Origin of the sequence: Ruthenibacterium lactatiformans (assembly GCF_000949455.1) — a bacterium.
GTDB classification, from domain to species: Bacteria; Bacillota; Clostridia; order Oscillospirales; family Ruminococcaceae; genus Ruthenibacterium; species Ruthenibacterium lactatiformans.
Genome location: NZ_JXXK01000001.1, coordinates 1 through 22,968, shown reverse-complemented (window position 1 = coordinate 22,968; position 22,968 = coordinate 1). Strand labels below are relative to the sequence as shown.

General features: G+C 57.5%; 23 protein-coding genes and 2 tRNA genes. 6 read left to right on the top strand and 19 right to left on the bottom strand.

All coding sequences use genetic code 11. From position 1 onward, the window contains the following. Entirely contained in the window at positions 1–876 is an 876-nt protein-coding gene (locus TQ39_RS00125; protein ID WP_009325600.1) for a methylenetetrahydrofolate reductase, read from the bottom strand. Between the two features lie 242 nt (positions 877–1,118). Here TQ39_RS00125 and TQ39_RS00120 point away from each other — a divergent pair. Then, positions 1,119–1,205, top strand: a tRNA-Leu gene (locus TQ39_RS00120). A 63-nt stretch (positions 1,206–1,268) separates the two neighbouring features. Then, positions 1,269–2,219, top strand: a complete 951-nt coding sequence (locus TQ39_RS00115; RefSeq protein WP_050004130.1) for an RluA family pseudouridine synthase — start codon at positions 1,269–1,271, stop codon at positions 2,217–2,219. A 115-nt stretch (positions 2,220–2,334) separates the two neighbouring features. On the opposite strand, the gene TQ39_RS00110 is transcribed toward TQ39_RS00115, so the two are convergent. The 17 genes from TQ39_RS00110 to TQ39_RS00030 form a co-directional block, all read right to left on the bottom strand. After that, positions 2,335–2,934 (bottom strand): ribonuclease M5, encoded by a 600-nt coding sequence (locus TQ39_RS00110; protein WP_050004129.1) that lies wholly within the window; start codon positions 2,932–2,934, stop codon positions 2,335–2,337. After that, entirely contained in the window at positions 2,931–3,965 is a 1,035-nt protein-coding gene (holA, locus tag TQ39_RS00105) for a DNA polymerase III subunit delta (RefSeq protein ID WP_050004128.1), read from the bottom strand. Before holA ends, TQ39_RS00110 begins: the two co-directional genes overlap by 4 nt. Then, on the bottom strand, positions 3,956–5,920 hold the full coding sequence (locus TQ39_RS00100; RefSeq protein ID WP_158555323.1) for a ComEC/Rec2 family competence protein: 1,965 nt from the start codon (positions 5,918–5,920) through the stop codon (positions 3,956–3,958). The genes holA and TQ39_RS00100 overlap by 10 nt, the downstream gene beginning before the upstream one ends. A gap of 135 nt (positions 5,921–6,055) precedes the next feature. Then, complete coding sequence (locus TQ39_RS00095) at positions 6,056–6,595, bottom strand: phosphoribosyltransferase family protein (protein ID WP_009325593.1); 540 nt, start codon at positions 6,593–6,595, stop codon at positions 6,056–6,058. Positions 6,596–6,631: 36 nt separating this feature from the next. Next, positions 6,632–6,973, bottom strand: coding sequence for a histidine triad nucleotide-binding protein (locus TQ39_RS00090; protein ID WP_009325592.1), 342 nt, complete (start codon positions 6,971–6,973; stop codon positions 6,632–6,634). 90 nt (positions 6,974–7,063) lie between these two features. Beyond that, positions 7,064–9,730 carry an alanine--tRNA ligase gene (gene alaS / locus TQ39_RS00085; protein ID WP_050004126.1) on the bottom strand — a complete coding sequence of 889 codons (2,667 nt, stop codon included), beginning with the start codon at positions 9,728–9,730 and terminating at the stop codon, positions 7,064–7,066. 350 nt (positions 9,731–10,080) lie between these two features. Further along, on the bottom strand, positions 10,081–11,691 hold the full coding sequence (locus TQ39_RS00080; protein ID WP_050004125.1) for a peptidoglycan D,D-transpeptidase FtsI family protein: 1,611 nt from the start codon (positions 11,689–11,691) through the stop codon (positions 10,081–10,083). Positions 11,692–11,850: 159 nt separating this feature from the next. Beyond that, positions 11,851–12,144 (bottom strand): hypothetical protein, encoded by a 294-nt coding sequence (locus TQ39_RS00075; protein WP_009325589.1) that lies wholly within the window; start codon positions 12,142–12,144, stop codon positions 11,851–11,853. Between the two features lie 103 nt (positions 12,145–12,247). After that, positions 12,248–13,465, bottom strand: coding sequence for an AfsR/SARP family transcriptional regulator (locus tag TQ39_RS00070; RefSeq protein WP_009325588.1), 1,218 nt, complete (start codon positions 13,463–13,465; stop codon positions 12,248–12,250). Positions 13,466–13,496: 31 nt separating this feature from the next. After that, positions 13,497–14,561: a type IV pilus twitching motility protein PilT gene (locus TQ39_RS00065; protein ID WP_050004124.1), complete on the bottom strand. Its 1,065-nt coding sequence runs from the start codon at positions 14,559–14,561 to the stop codon at positions 13,497–13,499. A 10-nt stretch (positions 14,562–14,571) separates the two neighbouring features. After that, positions 14,572–15,003 carry a hypothetical protein gene (locus tag TQ39_RS00060; RefSeq protein WP_009325586.1) on the bottom strand — a complete coding sequence of 144 codons (432 nt, stop codon included), beginning with the start codon at positions 15,001–15,003 and terminating at the stop codon, positions 14,572–14,574. Between the two features lie 24 nt (positions 15,004–15,027). Beyond that, positions 15,028–15,462, bottom strand: a complete 435-nt coding sequence (locus TQ39_RS00055) for a hypothetical protein (protein ID WP_050004123.1) — start codon at positions 15,460–15,462, stop codon at positions 15,028–15,030. After that, a complete protein-coding gene (locus tag TQ39_RS00050) occupies positions 15,455–15,934 on the bottom strand; it encodes a DUF4860 domain-containing protein (protein WP_158555324.1) in 480 nt (159 codons plus the stop codon). The genes TQ39_RS00055 and TQ39_RS00050 overlap by 8 nt, the downstream gene beginning before the upstream one ends. 44 nt (positions 15,935–15,978) lie before the next feature. Continuing rightward, positions 15,979–16,311 (bottom strand): hypothetical protein, encoded by a 333-nt coding sequence (locus tag TQ39_RS00045; RefSeq protein ID WP_050004121.1) that lies wholly within the window; start codon positions 16,309–16,311, stop codon positions 15,979–15,981. A gap of 12 nt (positions 16,312–16,323) precedes the next feature. Next, positions 16,324–17,367, bottom strand: a complete 1,044-nt coding sequence (locus tag TQ39_RS00040; RefSeq protein WP_050004120.1) for a type II secretion system F family protein — start codon at positions 17,365–17,367, stop codon at positions 16,324–16,326. 12 nt (positions 17,368–17,379) lie between these two features. Further along, positions 17,380–18,327: a transglutaminase-like domain-containing protein gene (locus TQ39_RS00035; protein ID WP_167541513.1), complete on the bottom strand. Its 948-nt coding sequence runs from the start codon at positions 18,325–18,327 to the stop codon at positions 17,380–17,382. A 316-nt stretch (positions 18,328–18,643) separates the two neighbouring features. Next, positions 18,644–20,182, bottom strand: coding sequence for a nitrite/sulfite reductase (locus tag TQ39_RS00030; RefSeq protein WP_050004118.1), 1,539 nt, complete (start codon positions 20,180–20,182; stop codon positions 18,644–18,646). Positions 20,183–20,483: 301 nt separating this feature from the next. On the opposite strand from TQ39_RS00030, the gene TQ39_RS00025 reads away from it, so the two are divergent. Beyond that, positions 20,484–20,559 (top strand) — tRNA-Ala (locus TQ39_RS00025). 153 nt (positions 20,560–20,712) lie between these two features. On the opposite strand, the gene TQ39_RS00020 is transcribed toward TQ39_RS00025, so the two are convergent. Then, a complete protein-coding gene (locus TQ39_RS00020; protein WP_009325579.1) occupies positions 20,713–21,063 on the bottom strand; it encodes a cupin domain-containing protein in 351 nt (116 codons plus the stop codon). A gap of 197 nt (positions 21,064–21,260) precedes the next feature. Here TQ39_RS00020 and TQ39_RS00015 point away from each other — a divergent pair, with 197 nt between their 5' ends. Genes TQ39_RS00015 through TQ39_RS00005 form a run of 3 tightly spaced genes read left to right on the top strand, consistent with a single transcriptional unit; the run spans position 21,261 to position 22,957 of the window. After that, entirely contained in the window at positions 21,261–21,680 is a 420-nt protein-coding gene (locus tag TQ39_RS00015; protein ID WP_009325578.1) for a cupin domain-containing protein, read from the top strand. 31 nt (positions 21,681–21,711) lie between these two features. Continuing rightward, positions 21,712–22,581, top strand: coding sequence for a DUF362 domain-containing protein (locus tag TQ39_RS00010; protein WP_009325577.1), 870 nt, complete (start codon positions 21,712–21,714; stop codon positions 22,579–22,581). 46 nt (positions 22,582–22,627) lie between these two features. Then, entirely contained in the window at positions 22,628–22,957 is a 330-nt protein-coding gene (locus TQ39_RS00005) for a carboxymuconolactone decarboxylase family protein (RefSeq protein WP_172615953.1), read from the top strand. Positions 22,958–22,968 lie beyond the last annotated feature (11 nt).

The following is a 22,968-nucleotide window of genomic DNA, read 5'->3' as shown; positions in this document are numbered from 1 at the left end:
TCATGTCCTTTCCGGCAGCAGATCGCGGATTCCCTCATATACAAGACGCGCCACCCGTGCGTTATTCATTGCATATAAATGGATTCCATCCGCCCCGCCTGTGATCAGGTCGCGGATCTGTGTGACCGCGTATTCAATGCCTGCGTCGAACAGGGCCTGTTCGTCGTGGTCATACCGGCTGATCATTTTAGTAAACTGCGGCGGCAGGCTGGCGGAGCTGAGCGCCACGGTGCGCTCGATCTGCCTTTTGCTCACGATGGGCATAATACCAGCCTGCACGGGCAGAGAAATTCCCGCCTTGCGCGCCATATTCAAAAATCGGTAATAGCTGACATTGTCAAAGAACAACTGTGTGATAAGATGGGAAACGCCCGCTTCCGCCTTGTAGCGCAGGCTCTCTACATCCGCTTTCAGCGACGGACTTTCCACGTGCCCCTCAGGATAGCACGCACCTGCCACGCCGAAGCCGCCGGTCTGCGCAATGGCTTTTGCAAGGTCGCTCGCATGCAGGAAATCCATCCGGCGCGGCAGATCCGGGTTGATATCCCCGCGCAGGGCAAGAACGTTTTCCACGTTGTCCTCGCGCAGCCGGGTAAGTGTTTCCTCCACCTGCACACGCGTGGAGTTTACACATGTCAGATGCGCCAGAGCCTCCACATGCAGCCCGTTTTTGATATACGACGCAATCTTTGCAGTCGACTGTCCGGCCGTGCCTCCGCCCGCGCCATAAGTAACGCTGATGTAATCCGGCCCAAGCGTACACAGCTCTCGCAGCACCGGATAAAGCGTTTCCTCCGCGGCCCCTGCCTTTTTGGGCGGAAACACCTCAACGGAAAAAACACAGGGCTTTTGCTGAAACATTTCATGAATAAACATATACGATCCCCTCTTTACTGCAAGGCGGGCATTCTGCCTTCAAACATGCCGGATATGCCGGTTGAAAAGGCCCAAAAGCCGCCGAAGCCGCACGGACGCGCGCGGCATAAAAATATTATAAGTGAGCGCTTTGCCGATGTAAAGTTTTTTCTTACGAATATGCCCACGCTTTTTATATGGCCGTTGACATGCGGGCGGAATTTATTGTATGATAAGAAAGCGGCCGAACCAGCCGCCTGTTTGCTGCTGTGGCGAAATCGGCAGACGCAAGGGACTTAAAATCCCTCGGTGGCAACACCATACGGGTTCGATTCCCGTCAGCAGCACCATAAAGCAAAGCGAAAGGCATGCCCGTGCGGCATGCCTTTCGCCGTCAGAAGGGAAAACCCAATATGCGCGAATTTGTCATCACCGATGCTTCCATGCCCCGTTTGGACTCCGCGCTGCTTGCGCAGTATCCTCAGCTTTCCCCCGGCAGGCTGCACAAGTATCTGCGTGAAAACAAAATCAAGGTGGATGGAAAAAAGCTTCCGCTCTCTGCACGCCTGCCACGCGGCAGCACTGTGCGTGTTTTTTTGCCGGATCTGCTTCTGGATAAGCCGGACGGCCCGTTATTTCTTTCCGCAAGGCCGGAGCTGTGCGCCGTTTATGAAGACAGCGACGTCCTGGTTGCCGACAAGCCCGCCGGACTTCCTGTAACGGATGAAGACGGACGCACTGCCGACACCCTCATCAACCGCGCGCTCCTGTACCTGTATCACAAAGGCGAATATGCGCCGGAACGCGGCTGGACTCCGTGCCTCTGCCATCGGCTCGATACCGGCACGTCCGGTCTTGTGCTCATTGCCAAGACGCAGCAGGCTGAAGCGCTTCTGCTGCACCTTGTAAAAGAGCGTATGATCGAAAAAAAGTACCTTTGCGTCACCTTTGGACACCCCTCGCCTGCGGCAGCAACACTGCGCGGCTATCTGCAAAAGGACGCCCGACAGGCGCGTGTGCGTATTCTGGACACATCCGCGCCCGGAGCAAAAGATATTGTGACAAAATATAAAACGCTGGCTGTCAGCGGACGGCTGGCTTTGTTGGAGGTTGAACTCGTCACGGGGCGCACACATCAGATACGCGCGCATTTGGCCTCCATCGGCTGCCCTATCCTTGGGGACGGCAAATACGGGAACAACGCGGCCAACCGGGAACTGAAGCTCAAATATCAGGCTCTGTGCGCGTACAGCCTTCACTTTCCCGCGTTGCCGGATGGATCGTGCGCGGCGCTCTCCGGCAAAACGCTGTATGCTTCCCGGCCCTGGTATTATGCGCAGGTCCTGGACGGAACGCTTAAATAAAGCGTTCCGTATCGCCATCTCCGCTGTTCACGCCCCATGTTTTAAAAAAAACCAAAAGCCGCTCCGTCCGCAACGCACAGAAGCAACTTGCGGACAGGGCGGCTTTTTGCACAGCTTATATCAACGAAGCACTGTTTCCCGGCACGGTCTGTACGAATTCCTCATAAGTGTACAGACTGTTGAGCACCTCGCACAGCGCTTTTTTGGAAAGGCGCGGCGGCAGGCCAAGGCTTTGCAGCCAGGCGCGCCGCACGCCCGCGCTTCCCTCTGTGCCGGAAAGACCCAGCTCGTACAGGTCGGTATAGGTGATGGCGCGCCCTGCGCGCTTCGCCTTTTCCCGCGCGCCCGCGGTCTGCAGTGCGCGCAGTATCGCTTCGGACGGCACACCCTCCACGCCCAGCACGCCTTCTTTCGAAGGCTGAGCTTTACGCCGCTCTTTCCCTGCGATGGCCGGAACATATGCATTTTTCACACATATGCCCTGCGCCAGCTTATTGATATAATTGCGGATGCGGAACCCGGCGTCATCGGAATCCGTCAAAACGATAATGCCCCGCTTTTTGCCCAGTTCTACAAGCAGACGCTTTGTCTCCGCATTTTTAAAGACCGAAAATCCATTCGTCGTAAGAATGAGCCCATCCACCAAATCCGCCAGCTTCGCCGCGTCGTACTTGCCTTCTACGACGATCACTTCTTCCACGCGCAGCTTCTTCATCGCCGTTCTCCGATCTGCATCACTTCGCAAAGAGCCGTCTGCAGCAGCACCGTTCCGTCTGCGGCAGATGATTTCAACGCGGCATCCAGCCCCAGCAGCACACTGAGGATGTGCTCCAGCTGGGCGCGGGAATAATGGGACGCCGTCTCACCGGATTTGCGCAGGCGGTAATCGCTTCCCCGGTATGAAAAATCCTTGTGCACGGCCGCATAATTACGATGTGCCGCTGCGCCGCACTTCACACGGTACATATCTACAAACGAGCCGGACAGCGCCGCCGCAATGGCAATGGGCTCATTTTGCAGTTCCAACAGCTGAGACAGCTTGGCCATCGCCCGTGTTTTATTGCGCGCCGTGACAAGACGCACCATTTCAAACACATCCGCTTCGATGCTCTGGGTGCCCATTTGTGCGATCAATTCAGGCGTGATCTCTCCATAATCAGCCACAGCCGCCAGCTTGCTCAGCTCGCTCTCCAACGCAAACAGGTCTGTCCCACAGCGTTCCACCAGCTCAGACGCAGCGCCCGGGGACAAAACCGCTCCCAGCTCCCGGGCTTTTTCCACAGCAAACCGCTTTGCGTCCTGAGGCCCGGGCTTTACAAGTTCTGCCGTCAGCCCGGCCTTCTCCGCTGCGCCGATCAGCTGTTTGGCCTTTTTGGAGAGCTTCGCCTTGTCGTCTTTAAACACTGTGCTCATCACAAGCACTGCGTTTTCCAGACTTTGCATCAAGTCGCAAAGCGCCCCCACATCCGCCTCGTTCATCGCGGACGGCTCCAGCATCGGCAGTTCAACGATGCGTTTTGTACCGAAAAATGATATGGTGCCCGCAGCAGCCACGGCTTCCTCAATAGACGGAGCAGGGCCTTCAACACGCGTTACCTCCGCATCGTCCTCCTGCTTTGCCAGCAGGGCCAGCGTTTTTGCGGCGTAGCTCCGCACAAGATATTCCTCAGTGGAATAGTAATAATAAACGCCGTGCCGCAGCGGCTGTTCCAGCGCTTTTTTAAGATTCTGCTCGTTTAAAACCATTTGTTCCCCTCTTTGATCGTTACAGACGCTCCCGCGCGCAGACAGATATCCGCAGGGCCGTGGAACTGTGCCCGGGGCGCATCCTCAAGCCATCGATACCCTGTCCGGGGCAGGATCAGATGCGTGCACGCCAGCCCATCCGGCCGTCCTGTGCCCGCAACGTAAATGTCAAAAGGCGGATAAGAAGAAAACTCCACACTGCCGCTGGCGATCCCCACGCGGTATCCGCACACCTCAACACAGGCAAAATTCCCCTTCGCCTGATGCTTTACATAAATGATTATATCATGGAACGGTGCGAGAATGGTACTGTTTATGATGCTGTTCTGTGCACTCAAAGCATCCTGCGCATGCAGTTTTTGTGCCAGTGCAGCCGTATCACCCTCCATGCGCAGATCCACCAGCAGATCCACCTGCGTACGGTTGTATTGTTCCAACACCTCCCGCACATCGTCCGCATTTGCTTCCGGGCCACGGAACAGGACCGCAGTTTTAAGCCCCTGCATTACCACCAGAGGCGGATTGGCCGCACTGCCTGCAAGCTCCATGCGCACAACGCCGCTATCCGCCGCCGCGTATGCCAAGCCTGACAGCATTACAAACGCCAGACAAGCGGGCACCGCCCGCCGTACAGGGACATGCAGACGCCAGGCTGCCCAGCCAAGCGCACAAAGCAAAAGAGCCGCGCACATGGCAAAGGCCCCGCTCACATGCAGAAACGCATACGGCACGGACGCCGTCCATTCCGCCACGGCCAGCATCCAGCGCAAAAGCAGCGCGCAGCCCAGACCCGTCAGCTTTGCCAGAAAACCGAGCCAGGGCACGCCCGAACACAGCGCCGCTGCAAAACCGAGGCCCACGACAGCCGGCATAACAGGCACTGCAAGCAGATTGCTTACAACGGAAAGCAAAGAAACTCCTCCGCCGATGGCAATGAGCACGGGAAGCGTGGTCAGAGACGTCGCGGCCGGCACCGCGGCAGTCCACAGCAGCTTCCAGACCAGCCGTGCTGCGTTTTTTCCCTGCGCCGCGCTGCCGGCGCGCCAGCGCCTGTGCGCCGCCGTCACCCAAAGCACCCCCAACGTGGCCGAGAACGAAAGGAGCAGGCTTACATCCACGGCAGCATATGGGTTCTGCAGGCACAAAAGCAGTGCCGCTAGGCCCAGCGAAGTGAGCGCGTCGCTTTTCCTGTTAAACAGAGCGCCCCCGTAGAGCAGCAGCATTGCCGTACCCGCGCGCACAACAGAGGGTGTAAAACCCGTGAGGCACATAAAAGCCAGAGAGGAAAACATGGCGCAGGCGCAGGCCAGCCTGCGCCGCCCCATACGCCGCACCGCCGCATAAACGAGCCCGCCCACTGCGGACAGATGCAGACCGGACACCACCAGCACATGGGACAGCCCTGCGCCCCGGAACGCGTCCTTCACCTCATCCGTCAAAAGCGCACGGTCGCCTGCCGTCATTGCCGCGGCTGCTCCCGCATAAGGCTGTGCCAGAACTTTGCGCAGCGCCATGCTCAACGCCGCCTGCACCCGTTTCGCCCGAGCCCAAAGCGCACCGCTCTCCCCCTGTGGCAAAAAGCCGTCCAGATATTCTCCCGCCAGAAAAATGCCGTCTGCGTAATTGCCGTATGTATATTCGTTTTCTTCCAGTTCCGCGAACTCCACGCGCGCAGAAAAGCATTCGCCCGGCAAAGCCTGCGGCAGAGAAAGAAAATACACCCGAAAAGGGCGCACAGCCATGCCGTTCACTTCGTCCACAAGAACACCGGCCCGAACGGTATCCTCAAGAAAGCCCGGCGACGTTTCCACAACCGCTGCGTGGATCTCCGCCTGTGTTCCGGCGCGCGCCTGAATGGGAGCCATCATCCATGTAAACGCCGCCATGCGCAGCAGCAGCGCCGCGCCCGTAACGGTGCATGCCAGCACGGCGTGAGTGCGGAACCGTCCGCCCAATTTCCAGGCTGGAAAAACGGCCGCAAGAAAAACGGCCGCCAGCGGCCCAAAAGCCGCTGGCGGCAGAAAGGCTGCAAGCAGTTGTATTACAAGATATAGAAACCCGGCGCAGGCAAGCGGCCTTTTCATACGGGACTATTTGAAAAACAGGGGCAGCGGCTCCAGATAAATGATATCCTTACGGTCTGCCGCGTCGCCTTCCGCCAGCACAGCCGCGCGCGCCACAACCGTGCCCTTGCTCTTGTTTACAAGCGTTTCCAGTGCATGCAGGCTGCCGCCGGTGCTGATCACATCATCCACGATGAGGATGCGTTTTCCATCCATGGAATCCAGATCCTTACGGTCGATGACGAGCTTCTGCACGGCCTCGGTCGTAATGGAAACATCCTCCACCACAACAGGTTCCTCCATGTAAAGCTTGGGGCCTTTCCGGGCCGGGATATAACGTTTGCCGCTCTGGCGGCTCATCTCGTAGGCCAGCGGGATACCTTTCGCTTCGGCCGTAACGATAATATCAAACTCCGGCACTTTTTTCAGCAGCGCTTCGGCGCAGGCCACAGTAAGCTCCACATCACTGAACATCACAAACGCGGCAATGTCCAGCTTTTCATTCACCGGGCACAGCGGCAGCTCCCGCGTAACGCCGGCAACATTCAGCGTATAAGTTTTACGCATAATTCATTCTCCTTTTTTATGATCGGCGCGCGTCACTCAACCCGGCGGCCATGCCAGGCTGCGCTTTGCCAACACATGAAAATGCAGATGCGGCACGCTCTGTCCGCCGTCCCTGCCACAGTTCGTCACAACGCGGTATCCGTTTCCAAGCTCCAGGTCTTCGGCCAGCCGGGCAATCACCTCAAAGATATGCGCTACCACAGCGCTGTTCTCCGGCGTAATGCCGCCAGGCGAAGCGATGTGTGTTTTGGGGATCACGAGAAAATGCACCGGTGCCTGCGGATCGATATCATGAAACGCAAGCACGGTGTCATCTTCATACACCTTGCTGACAGGGATATCCCCCGCCGCCATCTTGCAAAATAAGCAGTCCTGCATGAACGCTCCCTCCTTCTGTGTTCTGTTTTCCCAAAGAACGCCGCGCCCCAGAATGGGGCGCGCGTCTTTTTCTTTTAACGAACGGCCCGTTCAGACCAGGGCAGCCTTGACGATGCCCGGCACCGCGTTCAGCGCGTCGTCGATGCGGGAGGTGTCCTTGATGCCCGCCATCGCGAAATCGGGCTTGCCGCCTCCGTTGCCGCCGGCCACAGCCGCGATTTCCTTCACCAGCTTGCCCGCCGCAAGGCCGCGCGCCTGCGCCTCCTTGCCGACAGCCACAGCCAACGTTGTCTTGCCCTCGGCTTCGCCGATCACCGCAGTAACAGACGCGGGCGCTTTGTCCCGTGCATTGTCGCACAGCTTGCGCAGCGCATCTGTCGCAGTCCCCGTCAGATACATCGTGAAGATCTTTATGCCGTCCACGTCCTTGGCATCCTCAAACAAACCGCTGGCCTTCATGGCCGTCTGCCTCTGCTTAAGGTCGTCCAGTTCCTTCTGCACGGATCTCAGTTCTGCGGTGAGCGCAGCCGCGCGGGCGGGCAGGTCGTGGATATTGCTTACCTTCAGCGCGCCCGCCGTCTGGTTGAGCATATCGGATTTTTCATCCAGCAGGCGCAGCACGCCGTAGCCTGTTGTGCCTTCGATGCGCCGGATACCCGCCGCCACGCTGGATTCGGACAAAATCTTGAAGCAGCCCAGTTCGGCCGTATTGGAAACGTGCGTACCGCCGCAGAATTCCGTAGAAAAGCCCTCCACATCCACAACGCGCACGATATCGCCGTATTTTTCTCCGAACAGCGCCATAGCGCCCAGCTCCTTGGCCTCCTTGAGGGGCATCACCTTGATGTGTACGGGCAGCGCCTCGAAGATTTTGGCGTTGACGATCCGCTCCACCTCAGCCAGCTCCTGGGGCGTTACAGCGTTGAAGTGCGTGAAATCGAAGCGCACACGCTCGTCGTCCTCATACGAGCCGGCCTGATGCACATGAGCGCCCAGCACTTCTCGCAGAGCTTTTTGCAGCAGATGCGCACCTGTATGGTTGCGCATGATCGCATGGCGGCGGTCGCGCTCCACAGAAGCGATGACCTTATCGCCTGCCTGCACCACGCCGTCCAGCAGCGTACAGGTATGCACATAATAACCCTTCGGCGTCTTTTTACAGGCCGTCACCGCCAGATGCGCGCCGCCCGCCGTTGCAATCACGCCGGTATCGGCTACCTGACCGCCGCTCTCGGCATAGAAAGGCGTGCGGTCCAGCACCACCAGAACGCCCTCCTTCGCACCGTCGTCCGTGGACACGGCATCCGTCAGCTCATCGCCGTCGGACAGCGCCACGATTTTGGCCTCAGCCTCCAGCGTGCCGTAACCCAGAAATTCTGTGGCCGAAGCGTCCAGCGCGCCGAACAGATCCGCCGTCCAACCGGAAATGTCACGGCTCAGACGGTCCTTGCGTGCCTTTTCCCGCTGCTTTTGCATCTCGGTACGGAAGCTGTCCTCATCCACCTCAATGCCGTTCTCAGCAGCGATCTCCTTGGTAAGATCCAGCGGAAAGCCGAACGTATCGTTCAGCTTGAACGCATCAATGCCCGCCAGCACGCGGCGCTTGCCCTCGGCAGCGGCCTTTTCGATGTTGTCGATGAGATTCGACAGGATATTCAGGCCCTGGTCGATGGTGCGGGAGAAGCGCTCCTCCTCTGCGGATATGGTCTTTTTGATATAATCAGCATGCTCCACCAGCTCGGGGTAGGCTCCGCCGTTTTCGCGGATGACGGTATCGCACAGCTCGGCCAGGAACGGGCGCGTAACCCCCAGCATACGGCCATGGCGTGCGGCCCGGCGCAGCAAGCGGCGCAGCACGTAGCCACGGCCCTCGTTGGAGGGCAGGATACCGTCGCTCACCATAAACACGGTGGAACGGATGTGATCGGTGATGACACGGATGGAAACGTCCGTCGCATGGTCGCGGCCGTAGGTCTTACCCGTAATGCGCTCCACATGGTTCAGGATATTGTGAACGGTATCCACCTCGAACAGGTTTCCCACGCCCTGCATCACGCAGGCCAGGCGCTCCAGGCCCATGCCCGTATCAATGTTGGGGCGCTCCAGGCGCGTATATGTGCCCTTGCCGTCTGAATCAAACTGGCTGAACACCAGATTCCAGACCTCCATATAACGGTCGCAGTCACATCCCACCTTGCAATCCGGCTTGCCGCAGCCGTGCTCGGGGCCGCGGTCAAAATAGATCTCGCTGCAGGGGCCGCAGGGGCCGGAGCCGTGCTCCCAGAAATTGTCCTCCTTGCCGAAGCGCACCATGTGGGACGGGTCGATCCCCACTTCCTTTGTCCAAATATCGTAGGCCTCGTCGTCGTCCTCATACACCGAGACGTACAGAAGCTCGGCGGGAATCTCCAGCACCTTCGTCAGGAATTCCCACGCCCATGCGGTAGCCTCGCGCTTGAAATAATCCTGAAAGCTGAAGTTGCCCAGCATTTCAAAGAACGTGCCGTGACGCGCCGTGATGCCCACGCGCTCAATGTCCGGCGTGCGGATGCATTTCTGGCAGGTGGTGACACGGTGGCGCGGCGGCTCCTCCTGGCCGAGGAACCATTTTTTCATCGGCGCCATGCCGGAGTTGATCAACAAAAGGCTGTTATCGTTGTTGGGCACCAGGGGAAAGCTGTCCAAACGAAGGTGTCCTTTGCTTTCAAAGAAAGAAAGGTATTTTTCGCGCAGCTCGTTCAGGCCGGTCCATTCCATCGGGTTCATTCTCCTCACAAAATAAATGTCATTTTTGTTCTGCCGTGTAAAAAAATATAGCCCTCGCCCCTGTGTCAGGGACGAAGGCCTGTCAGCATCCGTGGTACCACCCAAATTGCGTACCAAAAGGCACGCCGCTTTCCCCGCGTTAACGCCGCAGCTACGTCCCGCTCATCACGGGAGGCTATCCGGGTGGCGGTGGGGTCCGAAGCGGGAACGTCTCAGCCCTGCGTTCCCTTTCTGTAAGCCGTGCGGAACCCCATTGGCCCAGTCTCTGCCGTAATACCTGTTTTTACACGTTTACCATATTATTATAAATCAAATCCGGGCAATGTCAAGCCCCGGACGGCTTACTCCTGCGCAAGAAAAAAGCTCAGGGCATCCGTTACTTTGGCGAACACCTGCGCAGCGTCGTCGCTGTCGTGTGTGCCGCTGTCCAGCAGAACGGCGATGGTATATCGAGGTTCTTCCGCAGGGTAAAAACCCACGAACCACGCGTCCATAATTTCTTCTCCGTCCTCCTGATAGCGGCCCGTCTGCGCTGTCCCCGTCTTGCCCCCCGCACCGCCGGCCCGGGGCGCGGCTTTTCGCCCCAGCCCTTCCTCAACAACGCCCACAAGCATCTGCCGAATCACCTCCGCCACATCTTTGTCCATCACCTGCCGCTGGACGGGGCGGTACAGGCTTTCCGTTACCGACTGCGTGTATTCATCCACAATTCCCTCCACAAACACAGGTTCCACATACCGCCCTCCGTTTGCAAACAGGTTCATCATCGCGGCAACCTGTACGGGCGTGGCGGTCAGCGCTCCCTGGCCGAAGCTGATAGATGCGAGCTGGCCCAGATCTTCCAGCTGCGCCGCGTCCGGCAGGTTCCCGGAGGCTGCCCGCAGACCGCCCGCAACCTGCTGGCTTTGCCCAAATCCCGCACTTTTTGTAATGTCGTACACCGTCTGCGCGCCCAGGCGCAGCCCAAGCTGCACAAAGTAGCAGTTACAGCTTTGCTCCAGCGCGGTTTTCATGTCTACCGTCCCGTGGCCCCGCCCATAGGCGCAGCGGTAAACATGGCCGCCCACCTCGATGGATCCCGTGCATTCATACGTCTCCTGCGCGCTGATTCCCTGCTCCAGCGCCGCCGCGGCCAGCAGCGGCTTGAACACCGAACCCACATTATATGCACTGAGGGCGCGGTTGACCAGTGAAGTATCCTGGCGCGCGATGCTTGCGGCCACATTTTCCGGGTCGTACAGCGGCAGGCTCACGCTGGCGCGCACGCGCCCGGTGGGCGCGTCCAGTACAACGATGCATCCCTTATCCACCATTTCAATGCCTACGGCTTCGCAGGCGCGCTGGATGCTTGAATCCAGCGTGAGCATCACACCCGCCCCCGTGCCGGGAGATTCCACCAGGTACGGCGCATCTGATTCTATGAATCCCCCGCGCGCATTCATTGCGCAGCGCACCTCCGTCAAAGTGGAGCCTCCTGTCAAAAGATCATCAAAAGCATATTCCACACCTGAAACACCGTGGCCGGACGCTCCGAGATATCCAATGAGGTGCTGGGCGATGGGCATAGGCTGGTACCGCACAGGCTTTTCAAACGTATACTGCGCACGCGCTGCGGCCGCCCCTGTGACAGGCATCAGGAACGGAGAGCCCCGCTGGATGCTTGCATAAAACTGCGTGCGCAGTTCCGCCGGGATGGCCTCAAACAAAGTATGATAGCTCGTCCTCCCTGGCTCAATCAACGCATAGCGCTCCGAGACCGTCCCTGTAAGCGGCAAAAAACCGCAGTCGTAAATATTGCCGCGCCCTTCACTCAGCACGACGCTGGTACTGCTCTGCTGTACGGCGGCAGCCGCATATGCCGGATTTGTAGACACGGCTGCAAGAGCACAAACCACTACGGCGAACGCAAGCAGACACGCGCCCGCCATTGCAATGAGCCTTTTTTCCAACATATCCCCTCCTTTTCCACACAAAAATAGTGTGCGCGCTATATGCCCCGGCTAAACGCCAAACCAGTATGCGGCGAGATTTTCCTCGTTTCCGGGCATGCAAAAAGCCCCGCCTTCCGGCGGGGCTCTGTTCAGCAGGGATAATGTTTCTCAGGTTGGGGCTCACTCCGCATCGAATACGATCGCCTGAATGGCGTTTACGATATCCTGCGTAGTAAAGCGCGCCACGCCAATAGCGTCCAGCATACGGTCCGTCTCCGACTTCGTCGCATCGATGTAGCGGAATTCGGCGCGCTGGATCGCATTTTCCAGAACCGATTTTTCCTCAGGCGTATTGCCGGGATCGTTCCATTCTTTTGTGAGGAGCTGCAACGTAGCGGAAATCGCCTGCTGCTTTGTAAAAACGGCGTTGGCCGCCTCTGTCTGGAATTCAGAAACACTGTTGAGTGTACGCATCGTGATCGTTCCTCCGTCCTTTATTTTCCTGGGGCTGTTTTGATTCTACACCCGTCGCACATAAAACGCAAGCGCCGTTTTCCGGAAGAAGCGGTTGCATACGCTAAACGATCGGGTCCAGCTCCTGCGCTTTCATACGCAGCTCGATTTTCGCGCTCAGACGCACTTCCTTAAAAGCATCCTTGATGCGGTTCTCCACCACAACGCTGTCGGCAGGCGAAGTGACCGTCAACATAAGGATGTACTGGTTGCGGCTGTAACGGCTGAATACATCGCCCTTGCGCAGAGACTCCCGAATGACTTCCTTGCCGCGCGCCATCGCGTCCACGATCTCCTGTTTTGCCACGGTCTGGCCGTTTTTTCCTTCAAACGTCACAAGGATGAGCAGCACATGACTGTTGGAACGTGCCGCGCTTCGTGCGACCATCTGGTACACGGATTTGAACATCTCATACTCGCAGTAGTATGCGCCGTGGATGGGTCGGGCGTCCCGCGTAATCTCGCCCAAATCCTGCTGGATCTGGCGCAGATTTTCCTTCATCTGGTTCGCTCCCTGGGAAGCCCAGAGATATATGTCCCGCAGCTCGGGCGAAAGACGTTCGCCCAGCTCGTCGTAAAACAGGTTGGAGATCACCGGATAATAGCTCAGCACAGCCTGCTTCATATCCAACCTGCGCATGGTATTGAAGATGTAGCGGTAAAGTTCCTCGTGCAGCGGCTCCAGCAGCGCCGCACGGTTGCAGATATCCAGCGTCTCCTCCAGATCCTCCCTGCCTCCGCGTTCGCAGAGCGTGGCAGCCAGATTTTTAACGGTACGCAGATAGGTCTGCCGCAGATAACTGCTGTATTGGATGACCCACTGCTGCATGCTCAGGCTGGGCAGAAGATCGCCGGTATACAGCTTCAGCGCTCGCCGCGCATGCGGGATACGCTCCTCCGCCGGCGTGCCCGGTTGATCCGCAAGACGCGCCTCCTGCTCGAATTCCCACACATCGGTGGTGACGGAGATTTCCGGGTTCCAAATGTAACGCCCGCTCTCTGTGATGATAAAGCGTTTTTCCTTATCCGCTTTCTGCAAAAACTTGCGAAGCGAATACGCCGCGTTTTTCAACGCGCCGGCCGGGTTTTCGATTTCATCGCTCTCCCACAGGCCGTCCATCAACTGCTCATTCGTCAGCTTTTTATCGCCGCGCAGCAAAAGCAGCGCCAAAAGCTCCAAAGGCTTGTTGAGCCGCGCGCTGTGCTCCAGGATCGGCGTACCGTTCCACAGGATCGTCATACCGCTGAACAGGGATATTTCCATTTTACTTTGCTCAGGCACTTTCCTCTCCCCCTTCCGAATCAATTTGGATTCAGCTCATTGCTGAAAGGCGTTTTTCCATCGCCTCATAATGCATGCAGTGTGTGAGGGCTGTCTCTTTACTGACGCGCTTTTCCGTCACCAGGCGCAGCAGGCTTGTGTCCATGGTACACATACCCTGTGCCGCACCCGCTTGAATAGCGGAATCAATCTGGTGCGTCTTTGCCTCACGGATCAGGTTTTTGATGGCCGGGTTCGTATACATGATCTCAAACGCCGGGGTCTGCTTGCCGTCCAGCGTGGGAACAAGCTGCTGGCTGATGACCGCCTGAAGCACCATGGAGAGCTGCATGCGCACCTGCGCCTGCTGCCCGGCCGGGAACACATCGATGATGCGGTCCACCGTGTTGGCAGCGCCTGTGGTGTGCAGCGTGCTGAACAGCAGCTGCCCCGTCTCCGCGGCGGTCATGGCCACCTCGATGGTCTCATAGTCCCGCATTTCGCCTAGCAGGATGACGTCCGGGCTCTCCCGCAAAGCACTGCGAAGGGCGCTGACATAGCTCGGAGAATCGGTTGAGATCTCTCGCTGCGTCACGATACATCTGTCATGCCGATGGATGTATTCAATGGGGTCTTCCATTGTGATGATGTGCCCTTCTCTTGTCTGGTTGATGGCGTTGATGAGGCAGGCCAGCGTTGTGGATTTGCCGCTGCCCGCCGAGCCCGTCACCAGGACAAGTCCTTTCATCAGCCTGGCCGAGGCAAGCACCTCAGGCGGAATGTTCAGCTTTTCCGGCTCCGGCAAGCCAAAACGTATCACACGAATGACCGCTGCAAGGCTGCCGCGCTGATGCAGAACATTCGCCCGGAAACGTCCGAGATCCGGAATCGAAAAGGAAAAATCGTCGTCCATATCCTCCCGTTCGATTCGGCTGCGGCTGCGTCCGCACAGCGTGTAAATATCCGAGATGACCGCGGCGGTATCCGCAGGCATCAGCCGCGCTTCCATCCGCCTCTGGCGGCCGTCCACCTTATAGGTAAGCGGCAGTCCGGCGATAATAAAAATATCAGACGCACCCATTTCAACGGCCTGTCTGAGCGTTTCCCTGACGTCCATGCGTCTCCTCCTATCCTTCCCGCAGTGTACCGAACAGCGCAGGAGCCTCGGCCTCGCCCGCCCATTCGGCGCTCTGCTGCCATTGTATCACTCTGTATCCGCCGTCCGCTGTCAACTCCGCAAAAACAGAAAGCGAACGCCCGTCCGCGCCCTCCAGTACGGCGCTCACACCGGGGCCTTCCCGGGCAGTGCCATGCGGCAGCAGCGCATCCAGCTCCGCCGTACCTCCGGCCTGCGCCAGCGCTGCGTCCAGCTCTGCCAGCCATTGTTGTCCCGCGCATTCCAGCGCATAAACGCTTTGGGCCTGACGCGCCTGCTTCTGCGCGAGTGCAAGGTCGGCCCGGGCGGTGGAAAAGCTCAGCACAGAGAGCGTTGCCAGACACAGGATGATCACCGTCAGCAGCAGCGACAGCCATCCCAGACGCACCGGCCTGCTTTCCATCTCGTCTCCCCCTTGCCCGCGGCGTTATCCGCCGATGTATTTCTGCGTATCCAGCTCATACAAAACCGTATCGCCGTCCGCCGCAGTTACAACAAAATGCGCCGTGCGCATCTCACCCGCCTGCCGCGGCGTTTCGTCCAGCACTGCTTCCAGGACATAGGCCCCCTGTGTTTCGTCCTCTGTCCAACCGCCCTGGACGTCGTATGCGGCGCGCAGTGTGCCGCGCGCCGTTTTCTCAGCACCCAACAGGACTGCGAAATCTTCCTGTGAGCCGCTTGCCGCAAACAACTCCGCCGCATTTTGGGCGATGCTTACAGCTGTGGAAAGCTCCCTGGCCTCCCGTGAGGTACGCTTTGCAGCACCCAGTATCTGCACCAGCACGGTCAGGCTGGCAAGCAGAAAGAGTACCAAAAGCAGCGTTTCCACATAAAAAGCTGCGCCGCCCCGAGATCTACGCATCCGGGCCAGTCCCCCTTCCGCTGCGCAGCGCGATATCTGCGCTTCCGTATTCGGTTGACACTACCAGCAGACCCGGTCGAACCTGCTCGATGGAAAAGGATTTTGCATCCACGATGCGTTCGGAGTCCTGCGGGTCCAGCGCAGCATCTGCCGTCCCATATTCCTCCCGCAGCGCGCCTTCATATAAATAAATACGGGTTTCGTAAGTTTCGCCGTCTGCGTTCTCCCGCAGCAGCAGCGCCGCGCCCTCGGGGCCTTCCCCAACGGAAACAGCTCCCGCCGCGTCCGCCGCATGCACCCGCGCGGCAAGATATGACAGCGCCGCGCGCGCCTCTCTGTTCCGCGTCTGGCTGTCCACGACCGCACTGTAAAGCCCGGTCCCCGTCATCACAAGGAACAGCAGCGACAGCACGATGATGGCAAACAGAAGCAGCGGATACAGATGCATCCAAAACGCTCCGTGTTTTTTCACTCCGCCGCCTCCCTTCATTTTGTCTTATCCCGCGCCTAAGACTGTCATGCCGTCTGCTTTTCCAGCACGGCGACGGCCGGCAGCTGGTTCGATGCATACGCCTCATAGCTGACGATAAACCGGCTGTGGTTGACCTGCACGCCATAGTTTTCTTCCAGATAGGAAAGGCTCTGCGGGTATGCCCCCTCAAGAGCGTAGCACTGCACCGCCGCATCCAGCACCGCCGTGCGGAGGCTCTGCGCCGCCTGTTCCCTCATTGCCGCCTGTGCGCCGTTCCAAACAGCCCATACACCCAGCAACAGCAGCAGTGTACATACTGCCGCTATGGCTGCGCCCAGCCGTTTTGCGCCGCGCCGCAGCCGTTTTTCCTGATACATCCCCGCGCCCCCTTATCCGATGGAAGTGAGAATGCCGATCAACGGCAGCATCACGGCCAGAAGAGTAATCCCCACCGAAACGGTGAGAAATCCTGCAAGCACAGGTTCCACGCTGTCGATGATGCGCCCCATCCGCATGTTTGCATCCTCACTGAACACCTGCGCAAGGCGCGCCAGCACCTGGTCCAGATTGCCGCTGCGTGCTCCGCTCATCAGCATGCGCGCGTACAGCGGTTCGAACACGCGGTTATCGTAAACGGCCTGCGCCAGGCTGCGCCCCTCAAGCATCTGCCGGCGGCAGCTTTCCAGCTGCGCGCGCAGCGCGCGGTGCCGCACCATGTCCGACGCGCGTTCCATTGCTGTGTCGGTGTCCATCCCGCTGGCCGTAAACGTGGCCAGCGCCGTAGTAAATTGCGCCTCCGCCAGCCGCCGGGCAGCAGCAGAAGTAAAGGGCAGTTTTTCAAACAACGTGCGGAACAGGCCGTTCCCACGCTGCGTGCGCGCCGCAGCCGCACCGGTAAGCAAAAGCGCCGTCAGCACGATGACCAGGCACAGAGATGCCCAGCCGATGATATTTGCAGCCGTGATGTACGCATAAGAAGAAGCCGCTACGCTTCCCGCCAGCCCCGTATAAACACCGGTGAATACCGGAAGCACACGCGCGACCAGAACGGCCAGCACTCCGGCCATCAAGAACAGCAAAACTGCCGGATAGATCACAGCACTTTTCAGCCTTTTTTCCAGCTTATCCTGTGTTTCGTAATATACCGCGAGGCTTTTCAGCACGCTCTCGGTGCGTCCCGCCGCCTCGCCCGCCGCGACAAGCTGCGCCGCATACGCGGGAAAATATCCGCATTGCTCCACCGCCTCGGCCAAAGGCTCCCCCATTTGGACACGCTCAAGCACGGCGGAAGCCGCATCGTACAGCGGGCCGTCCCCGCTGTCTCCGCGCATCAGGGAGAGCGCGTCGTCTACCTGAATGCCCGCTGCCAGCATCATCGCCATATCTTCGCAAAAGGCGCTCACCGCCAGCGAGCGAAGTATTTTTGCCGCCATGACCTCTCCTCCTCAATAGACCTCTTTATCCGCATAGCCCTTACCGTCGCCCACAAGCGCGCTCTGGCCGGCAGCCGCAAACGTCAGGTCGATGCGCTGCCATTCATGCCTGGGCGCCCTGATCTCCACGGTGATCCAGCCGCTCTCTTCCAGCCAAATCATGTTCCACGCATGGTACAGCTCGCTTCCGCCGCTGGAAACATATCCTGTGATAAGCTTTGTCGGGATACCCTGGCTGCGCAGCATTGCCGCGGCAAGCGCAGCATAATCGTAGCAGATGCCCTTCTTTGTGGAGAGCGTCTCATCCGGGTCCGGCAGATATCCGGTAACGTTGTTGTCTACGATGTTTTGGGCTTTGTCGTAATCATAGTCCACATTGCCTTGGATATATTCGTACACACTGCTCACCACCGCCGCCGCATCCGCTGCCTGTGCGCTTATGTCCGACGCCAGCAAGACACATGCGGAGTCCACACTGTAAGCTACCCGCTGACTGGGCCGCAGGAACGGCTCGAATTCACTGTCCAGCACAACGTCCGCCTGTGCGGAAAACAATTCCATGTACTTGTTCTCTGTGGTATTCTGCATCACGCGGACATTGTATTGCCCGTTGCCGCTTTGCAGCGGATAAACGACCGGCGTTCCGTCTCCGGGCAGATCGTAATTGTATTTTACGTCTCCATACACGACCTGGCATTTCAGGCGTTTGTCGCTTTGCGCCCGCACGGCGACATACCCCTGCGACACCGCCGAAAGGTCTATTTCCGCCCCGCTGCCGCTTACAGCGGCGTCCGGGTGAAACTCGGCGTTCCGAAATGCCGGCGGCTCGTAATGTGTGCTGTTCGCCGGCGCCACGGTACGGCTTTCAGCGCCGCTCCCCGCAGGGGCCGCGCTGCATCCTGATATCAGCATGATAAAAGTCAAAAAAGCGGCCATTCCGCCGCGCCATTGTCTTTTCACTGAATACTCCCAAGCCGTGGGCTGCCCGCCCTGTGGTATGCCGCATGACGGAAACGCCGCTCTACACATCGCCGCGCGGGGTTCGCGGTATGACAGAAGCCTGCCAAACGCCGCCATGGGGTTATCACTTATTATAGGGGAAATCCTTTCCGCTTTCAAGCCAAAACGTCTTTCCTGTTCAAAATTGTCAATCTTCCGGTATGCTTCCGGTAAACTTTTTGACGCCGCATTACCCCGCTCCGCCTTTTTGCGCGCTGCCAAACATTTTAAAAAGTCCCGCGCCCGCAAAACGGACGCAGGACAGACTGTTTTCAATTCAGTCGGCAATATATCTCTCAGCAATCTCTTTAAATTCCGCCTCATGCGCCGGATACCACTGCGCAAAAGTTCCGTCGGACGCGCGCACCGCACGCCCCAGCTCCGCAAGAAAAGCCGGGATATCCTGTTCCAACATCATCCCCAGCTCCTGGCCGAACTGTTCCGCCCCCTGCGCATCGCATCCGCCTGCATACAGCATATAGGCAGGCATCGGCTTTTTATCCACCAGCTTCACGCCGCCGCGAAAACCCAGCGTACCGATTTGGTGCGTACCGCAGCTGGAAGGGCAGCCGGAGATATGGATGCGCGGCAATATGCCGTCGGAAAATCCTTCCCTGCGCATTGCCTCCACCAGCATCTTCAATGTTGACTGTGAATCCCGCACACCCTGCTGGCAGGTCGCTGCACCCACGCATGCCACAGAAGATTCGAACAAATCCCGCGCACCGTCTTCCGTAACGGCAAGTACTGCCTGCGCCTCTTCCGCCGTCAGATTGATACAATACATCGTTTCATCCGGGCCAACCCGCCATTCCGCGTCCGGAGCATTGCACATGGATTCATAAAGCTCGGCAGGTTTTTTACCAGACAGCATCCCGCCGATGGGATGATATGCCACAGCGTAAAGCCCCGGCTGTTTCTGCGGGATGGCGCGCGGATGCGAGAGAGACGCACCGCCTGTTTTGGGTGCCGTCGAGTCCGGCAGCACCAGGGCCATATCCTTCTCCTTCGCCAAAGCCAGATTCTCACGAAAAACAGTTTTCAGGCCATCTTCGCCTAATGTTTCCTGCAAATAACGCGTACGCGCGCGGGCACGATTCTCGTAATTTCCGTGCTCCTGGAAAGTCTTTACCATAGCGCATACGTCGTACAGAACATTCCGGGGCGCAACGCCTGTGTCTACCAGTACACCCATTTTGGGATTTGCGCCAAGCCCGCCGGCGCAATAGACATCAAAAGTTCCGTCCGCGCAGGCTACAAAGCCCAGATCCCGGAATGTCGCATGTGTTTCATTCGCCGGTCCATTGGAGAACCCTACCTTGAGCTTACGCGGCAGCCGGATTTCCCTCACTTGCGCCAGTAGATAATCATTGACTGCCTGAGCCGTGGGCATCACATCAAAATACTCTCCCTGCTCCACACCCGTAAGCGGGCTCACCATGACATTGCGCGGGAAGTCGCCGCCGCCGCCGCGCGTTATAATGTCGTAATCAAGCGCCCGCTTCATGATCTCCACCACACTCTGCGGCGGGAGGTCGTGCATCTGGATGGTCTGGCATGTGGTGAGCTTCATACGCGGTACGCTGTATTTTTCGGCACATTCGGCTATAAACCCAAGCCGTTCCTTCGTCAGCCGCCCGCCGGGCAGGCGCAGACGAAGCATGCTGTATCCGTTCTCCCTCTGCGCATAACTGCCAAAACCGCCCGAAAAGCCTTTGTAAGCCTTGCGGTCAATCTCTCCGTTTGTAAATTCATATATTTTCTCTTCAAAAGCATCAATGTCCTGCCTGAGTACGGCAAGTAGTTTTCCGTTCATATGCCCGACCTTCCCTTTTTCTTTTGTTTCGCAGCGGCAAGCTCCGCCATGTTTCTTTTGGGTTCTACATTATTATACAAAACTCATGAGCGGTGTCAACCGTCATGGACACGGGTTCTGTTTTTCGCACAAACCGCCCCGCTTATAGCATGCCCTGTTTTTATATTTTCCCGTCTGCTGCCCGCTGTTTTATTTCTTCACAAAAAAAATTGAAAATTCGGGGTTGACAACGAAGAAATGATTTGATAATATAATAAAGCACTCGAGAGAAGAGTGCGGCGCTGATAGGCGCTGGTGCCGTGGGGGTGTAGCTCACTTGGGAGAGCGCTTGAATGGCATTCAAGAGGTAAGGGGTTCGATCCCCCTCATCTCCACCACATAATCAAAATCCGAACCTTATAGGTTCGGATTTTTGTTTTTAACATTGCTGCAAGAAAACCGCTTAAACATAGTGTTTAAGCGGTTTTCTTATTGCATAAAAGCAGCAACCCGTCGGGGCGGCTACTTTTGAATCCGCAAAACACAATAATTTATGTTTCACTGTCGTTCCGCGGAAACACAACTGTGAGCAGCATTTTGAACGCATCTTCCGCATGAACGGAATGCGGCTTTCGGGCAGGCATCACCAGTGTTTCCCCTGCGGACAGGCAGTATTCCCGGCCGTCTACCACGAATCTGCCTTTTCCTTCGATGACTGTGACCATCGCGTCGCCTGCAGAATCGTGTGTTCCGATCTCCTCTCCTTTTGCAAAAGCGAACAGCGTGATGCTGACGCAGCTGTTCTGCGCCAGTGTTTTACTGACGACCTGCCCTGTGTTCGCCGATATCTCATCCGCAAGCCGCACTATCTCTTCGTGTTCGATATTTTTGATAAAAGCCATAATATTTTCTCCTCCTTTTGCCTCTAAACCGATTTTTCTTTGTTTACAGTTTGCCACAGATATTTTTTCCAATGCGTTGTTTTAACAACAATATCCCAAAAATATTTCAAAACAACTATTGACTTCGAGTCTGCTCCAAGGTGTATGCTCTTTTCAGCGGTTCAAATGGAGGTCTGCGATTGAAAGGAGAAATCTTCATGGATGCAAACCGAATGAAGCGGGAACTCGGCGGCGGCGCGGTTTTTCCCATCGGAGCTGAAAACACTGCCTACGCGCAATATTTTACGGGTGAATGCTATCTGAATATGCTTACAACCTCCGGCGTCGGCATCGGCGTTGTGACTTTTGCCCCCGGTACGATCAACGCCTGGCACATCCACCACAAGGGCGGACAGATCCTGCTTGTAACGGGGGGACGCGGCTGGTATCAGGAGGACGGAAAACCGGCACGGGCACTGGCCGCCGGAGACGTTGTCAATATTCCCCCGGAGGTCAAGCATTGGCATGGCGCCGCCGTGGACTGCTGGTTCCAGCATCTGGCCGTGGAGGTCCCCGCAGAAGGCGCATCCAATGAGTGGCTGGAATTCCTGCCTACAGAAGATTATGCTTCATTATAACACATTTTTCATGGAAAGGAGCGGAAGCTATATGGCGAAAGCAAGGGTATATTTCACACGGGAGATCACACCACAGGCGATGGACCGTCTCTATGATGCGCTCGGCATCCGGCTGAGTGGAAAGACCGCAGTGAAAATCTCTACCGGAGAGCCGGGCGGACATAACTTTTTGCAGCCCGCGTTGATCGGTCCGCTGACAGAACGTCTGCACGGCACCATCGTTGAGTGCAATACCGCTTACGAAGGCCGGAGGAACACCACACAGGAGCATTGGAAGGCCATTCAGGAGCACGGTTTTTTGGATATCGCACCCTGTGACATCATGGATGAAACCGGCGAGCTGGCACTGCCTGTCACAAACGGTATGCATCTGCAGGAAAATTTTGTCGGAGCGCACCTGCGGAATTACGACTCTATGCTGGTTCTTTCTCACTTTAAGGGCCACATGATGGGAGGCTTCGGCGGCGCATTGAAAAATATTTCCATCGGCATCGCCTCTGTTCACGGCAAAGCACATATTCACGGTGTGGGTGTTCCAGAGGAGCTATGGACGGCCGATCACAACTCTTTTCTGGAGTGCATGGCCGACGCGGCCAAATCCGTTGTAGAATATCTGGGGCGGCGGAACATGGCTTTTATCAATGTTGCCAACCGCCTTTCCGTGGACTGTGACTGCGACGCGCACCCACACGAACCGGAAATGGCCGACATAGGCGTCTTTGCCTCTCTGGACCCCGTAGCGTTGGACCAGGCCTGTGTGGACGCGGTATATGCCTCCCCTGACCCCGGAAAAGCCGCGCTCATCGAACGCATGGAATCCCGCAACGGTATCCACACGGTTGAAACAGCTTGTGCGCTGGGCATAGGCGTCCGGGAATACGAATTGATTTATCTGGATTGAGCTCATGGACCATTTTCGGATTTCGAAAAAACAAAAGGAGAAAAGTATGATTGAAAAAGTAACGGCAGGACGGGACGCCATGGGCGTTTTTGCACCCAAATTCGCAGAACTGAACGACGATGTGCTGTTCGGGCAGGTCTGGGCGCGAGAGGAACAGCTTTCCGCCCGCGACCGCAGCATCGTCACAGTGACGGCTCTGATGGCCAGCGGAATTCTCGACAGTTCTCTGCAGCATCATATTCAGAACGCAAAAAAGCACGGCGTAACGGCTGTGGAAATGGCCGAGCTTCTCACCCACGCTGCTTTTTACGCAGGCTGGCCCAAGGCCTGGGCCGCACTGCGCATGGCGAAGGAAATCTACGGCACGGCAGACTGAACAGCACGTCC

Coding starts and splice junctions, on each gene's coding strand:
- TQ39_RS00015 (WP_009325578.1), top strand. CDS start 21,261: ATGGATGCAAACCGAATGAAGCGGGAACTCGGCGGCGGCGCGGTTTTT.
- TQ39_RS00040 (WP_050004120.1), bottom strand. CDS start 17,367: ATGGCGGCAAAAATACTTCGCTCGCTGGCGGTGAGCGCCTTTTGCGAA.
- holA (WP_050004128.1), bottom strand. CDS start 3,965: ATGGTTTTAAACGAGCAGAATCTTAAAAAAGCGCTGGAACAGCCGCTG.
- TQ39_RS00060 (WP_009325586.1), bottom strand. CDS start 15,003: ATGGAAAGCAGGCCGGTGCGTCTGGGATGGCTGTCGCTGCTGCTGACG.
- TQ39_RS00075 (WP_009325589.1), bottom strand. CDS start 12,144: ATGCGTACACTCAACAGTGTTTCTGAATTCCAGACAGAGGCGGCCAAC.
- TQ39_RS00110 (WP_050004129.1), bottom strand. CDS start 2,934: ATGAAGAAGCTGCGCGTGGAAGAAGTGATCGTCGTAGAAGGCAAGTAC.
- TQ39_RS00095 (WP_009325593.1), bottom strand. CDS start 6,595: ATGCGTAAAACTTATACGCTGAATGTTGCCGGCGTTACGCGGGAGCTG.
- TQ39_RS00020 (WP_009325579.1), bottom strand. CDS start 21,063: ATGGCTTTTATCAAAAATATCGAACACGAAGAGATAGTGCGGCTTGCG.
- TQ39_RS00030 (WP_050004118.1), bottom strand. CDS start 20,182: ATGAACGGAAAACTACTTGCCGTACTCAGGCAGGACATTGATGCTTTT.
- TQ39_RS00010 (WP_009325577.1), top strand. CDS start 21,712: ATGGCGAAAGCAAGGGTATATTTCACACGGGAGATCACACCACAGGCG.
- TQ39_RS00055 (WP_050004123.1), bottom strand. CDS start 15,462: ATGCGTAGATCTCGGGGCGGCGCAGCTTTTTATGTGGAAACGCTGCTT.
- TQ39_RS00065 (WP_050004124.1), bottom strand. CDS start 14,561: ATGGACGTCAGGGAAACGCTCAGACAGGCCGTTGAAATGGGTGCGTCT.
- TQ39_RS00045 (WP_050004121.1), bottom strand. CDS start 16,311: ATGTATCAGGAAAAACGGCTGCGGCGCGGCGCAAAACGGCTGGGCGCA.
- TQ39_RS00115 (WP_050004130.1), top strand. CDS start 1,269: ATGCGCGAATTTGTCATCACCGATGCTTCCATGCCCCGTTTGGACTCC.
- alaS (WP_050004126.1), bottom strand. CDS start 9,730: ATGGAATGGACCGGCCTGAACGAGCTGCGCGAAAAATACCTTTCTTTC.
- TQ39_RS00080 (WP_050004125.1), bottom strand. CDS start 11,691: ATGTTGGAAAAAAGGCTCATTGCAATGGCGGGCGCGTGTCTGCTTGCG.
- TQ39_RS00090 (WP_009325592.1), bottom strand. CDS start 6,973: ATGCAGGACTGCTTATTTTGCAAGATGGCGGCGGGGGATATCCCTGTC.
- TQ39_RS00125 (WP_009325600.1), bottom strand. CDS start 876: ATGTTTATTCATGAAATGTTTCAGCAAAAGCCCTGTGTTTTTTCCGTT.
- TQ39_RS00005 (WP_172615953.1), top strand. CDS start 22,628: ATGATTGAAAAAGTAACGGCAGGACGGGACGCCATGGGCGTTTTTGCA.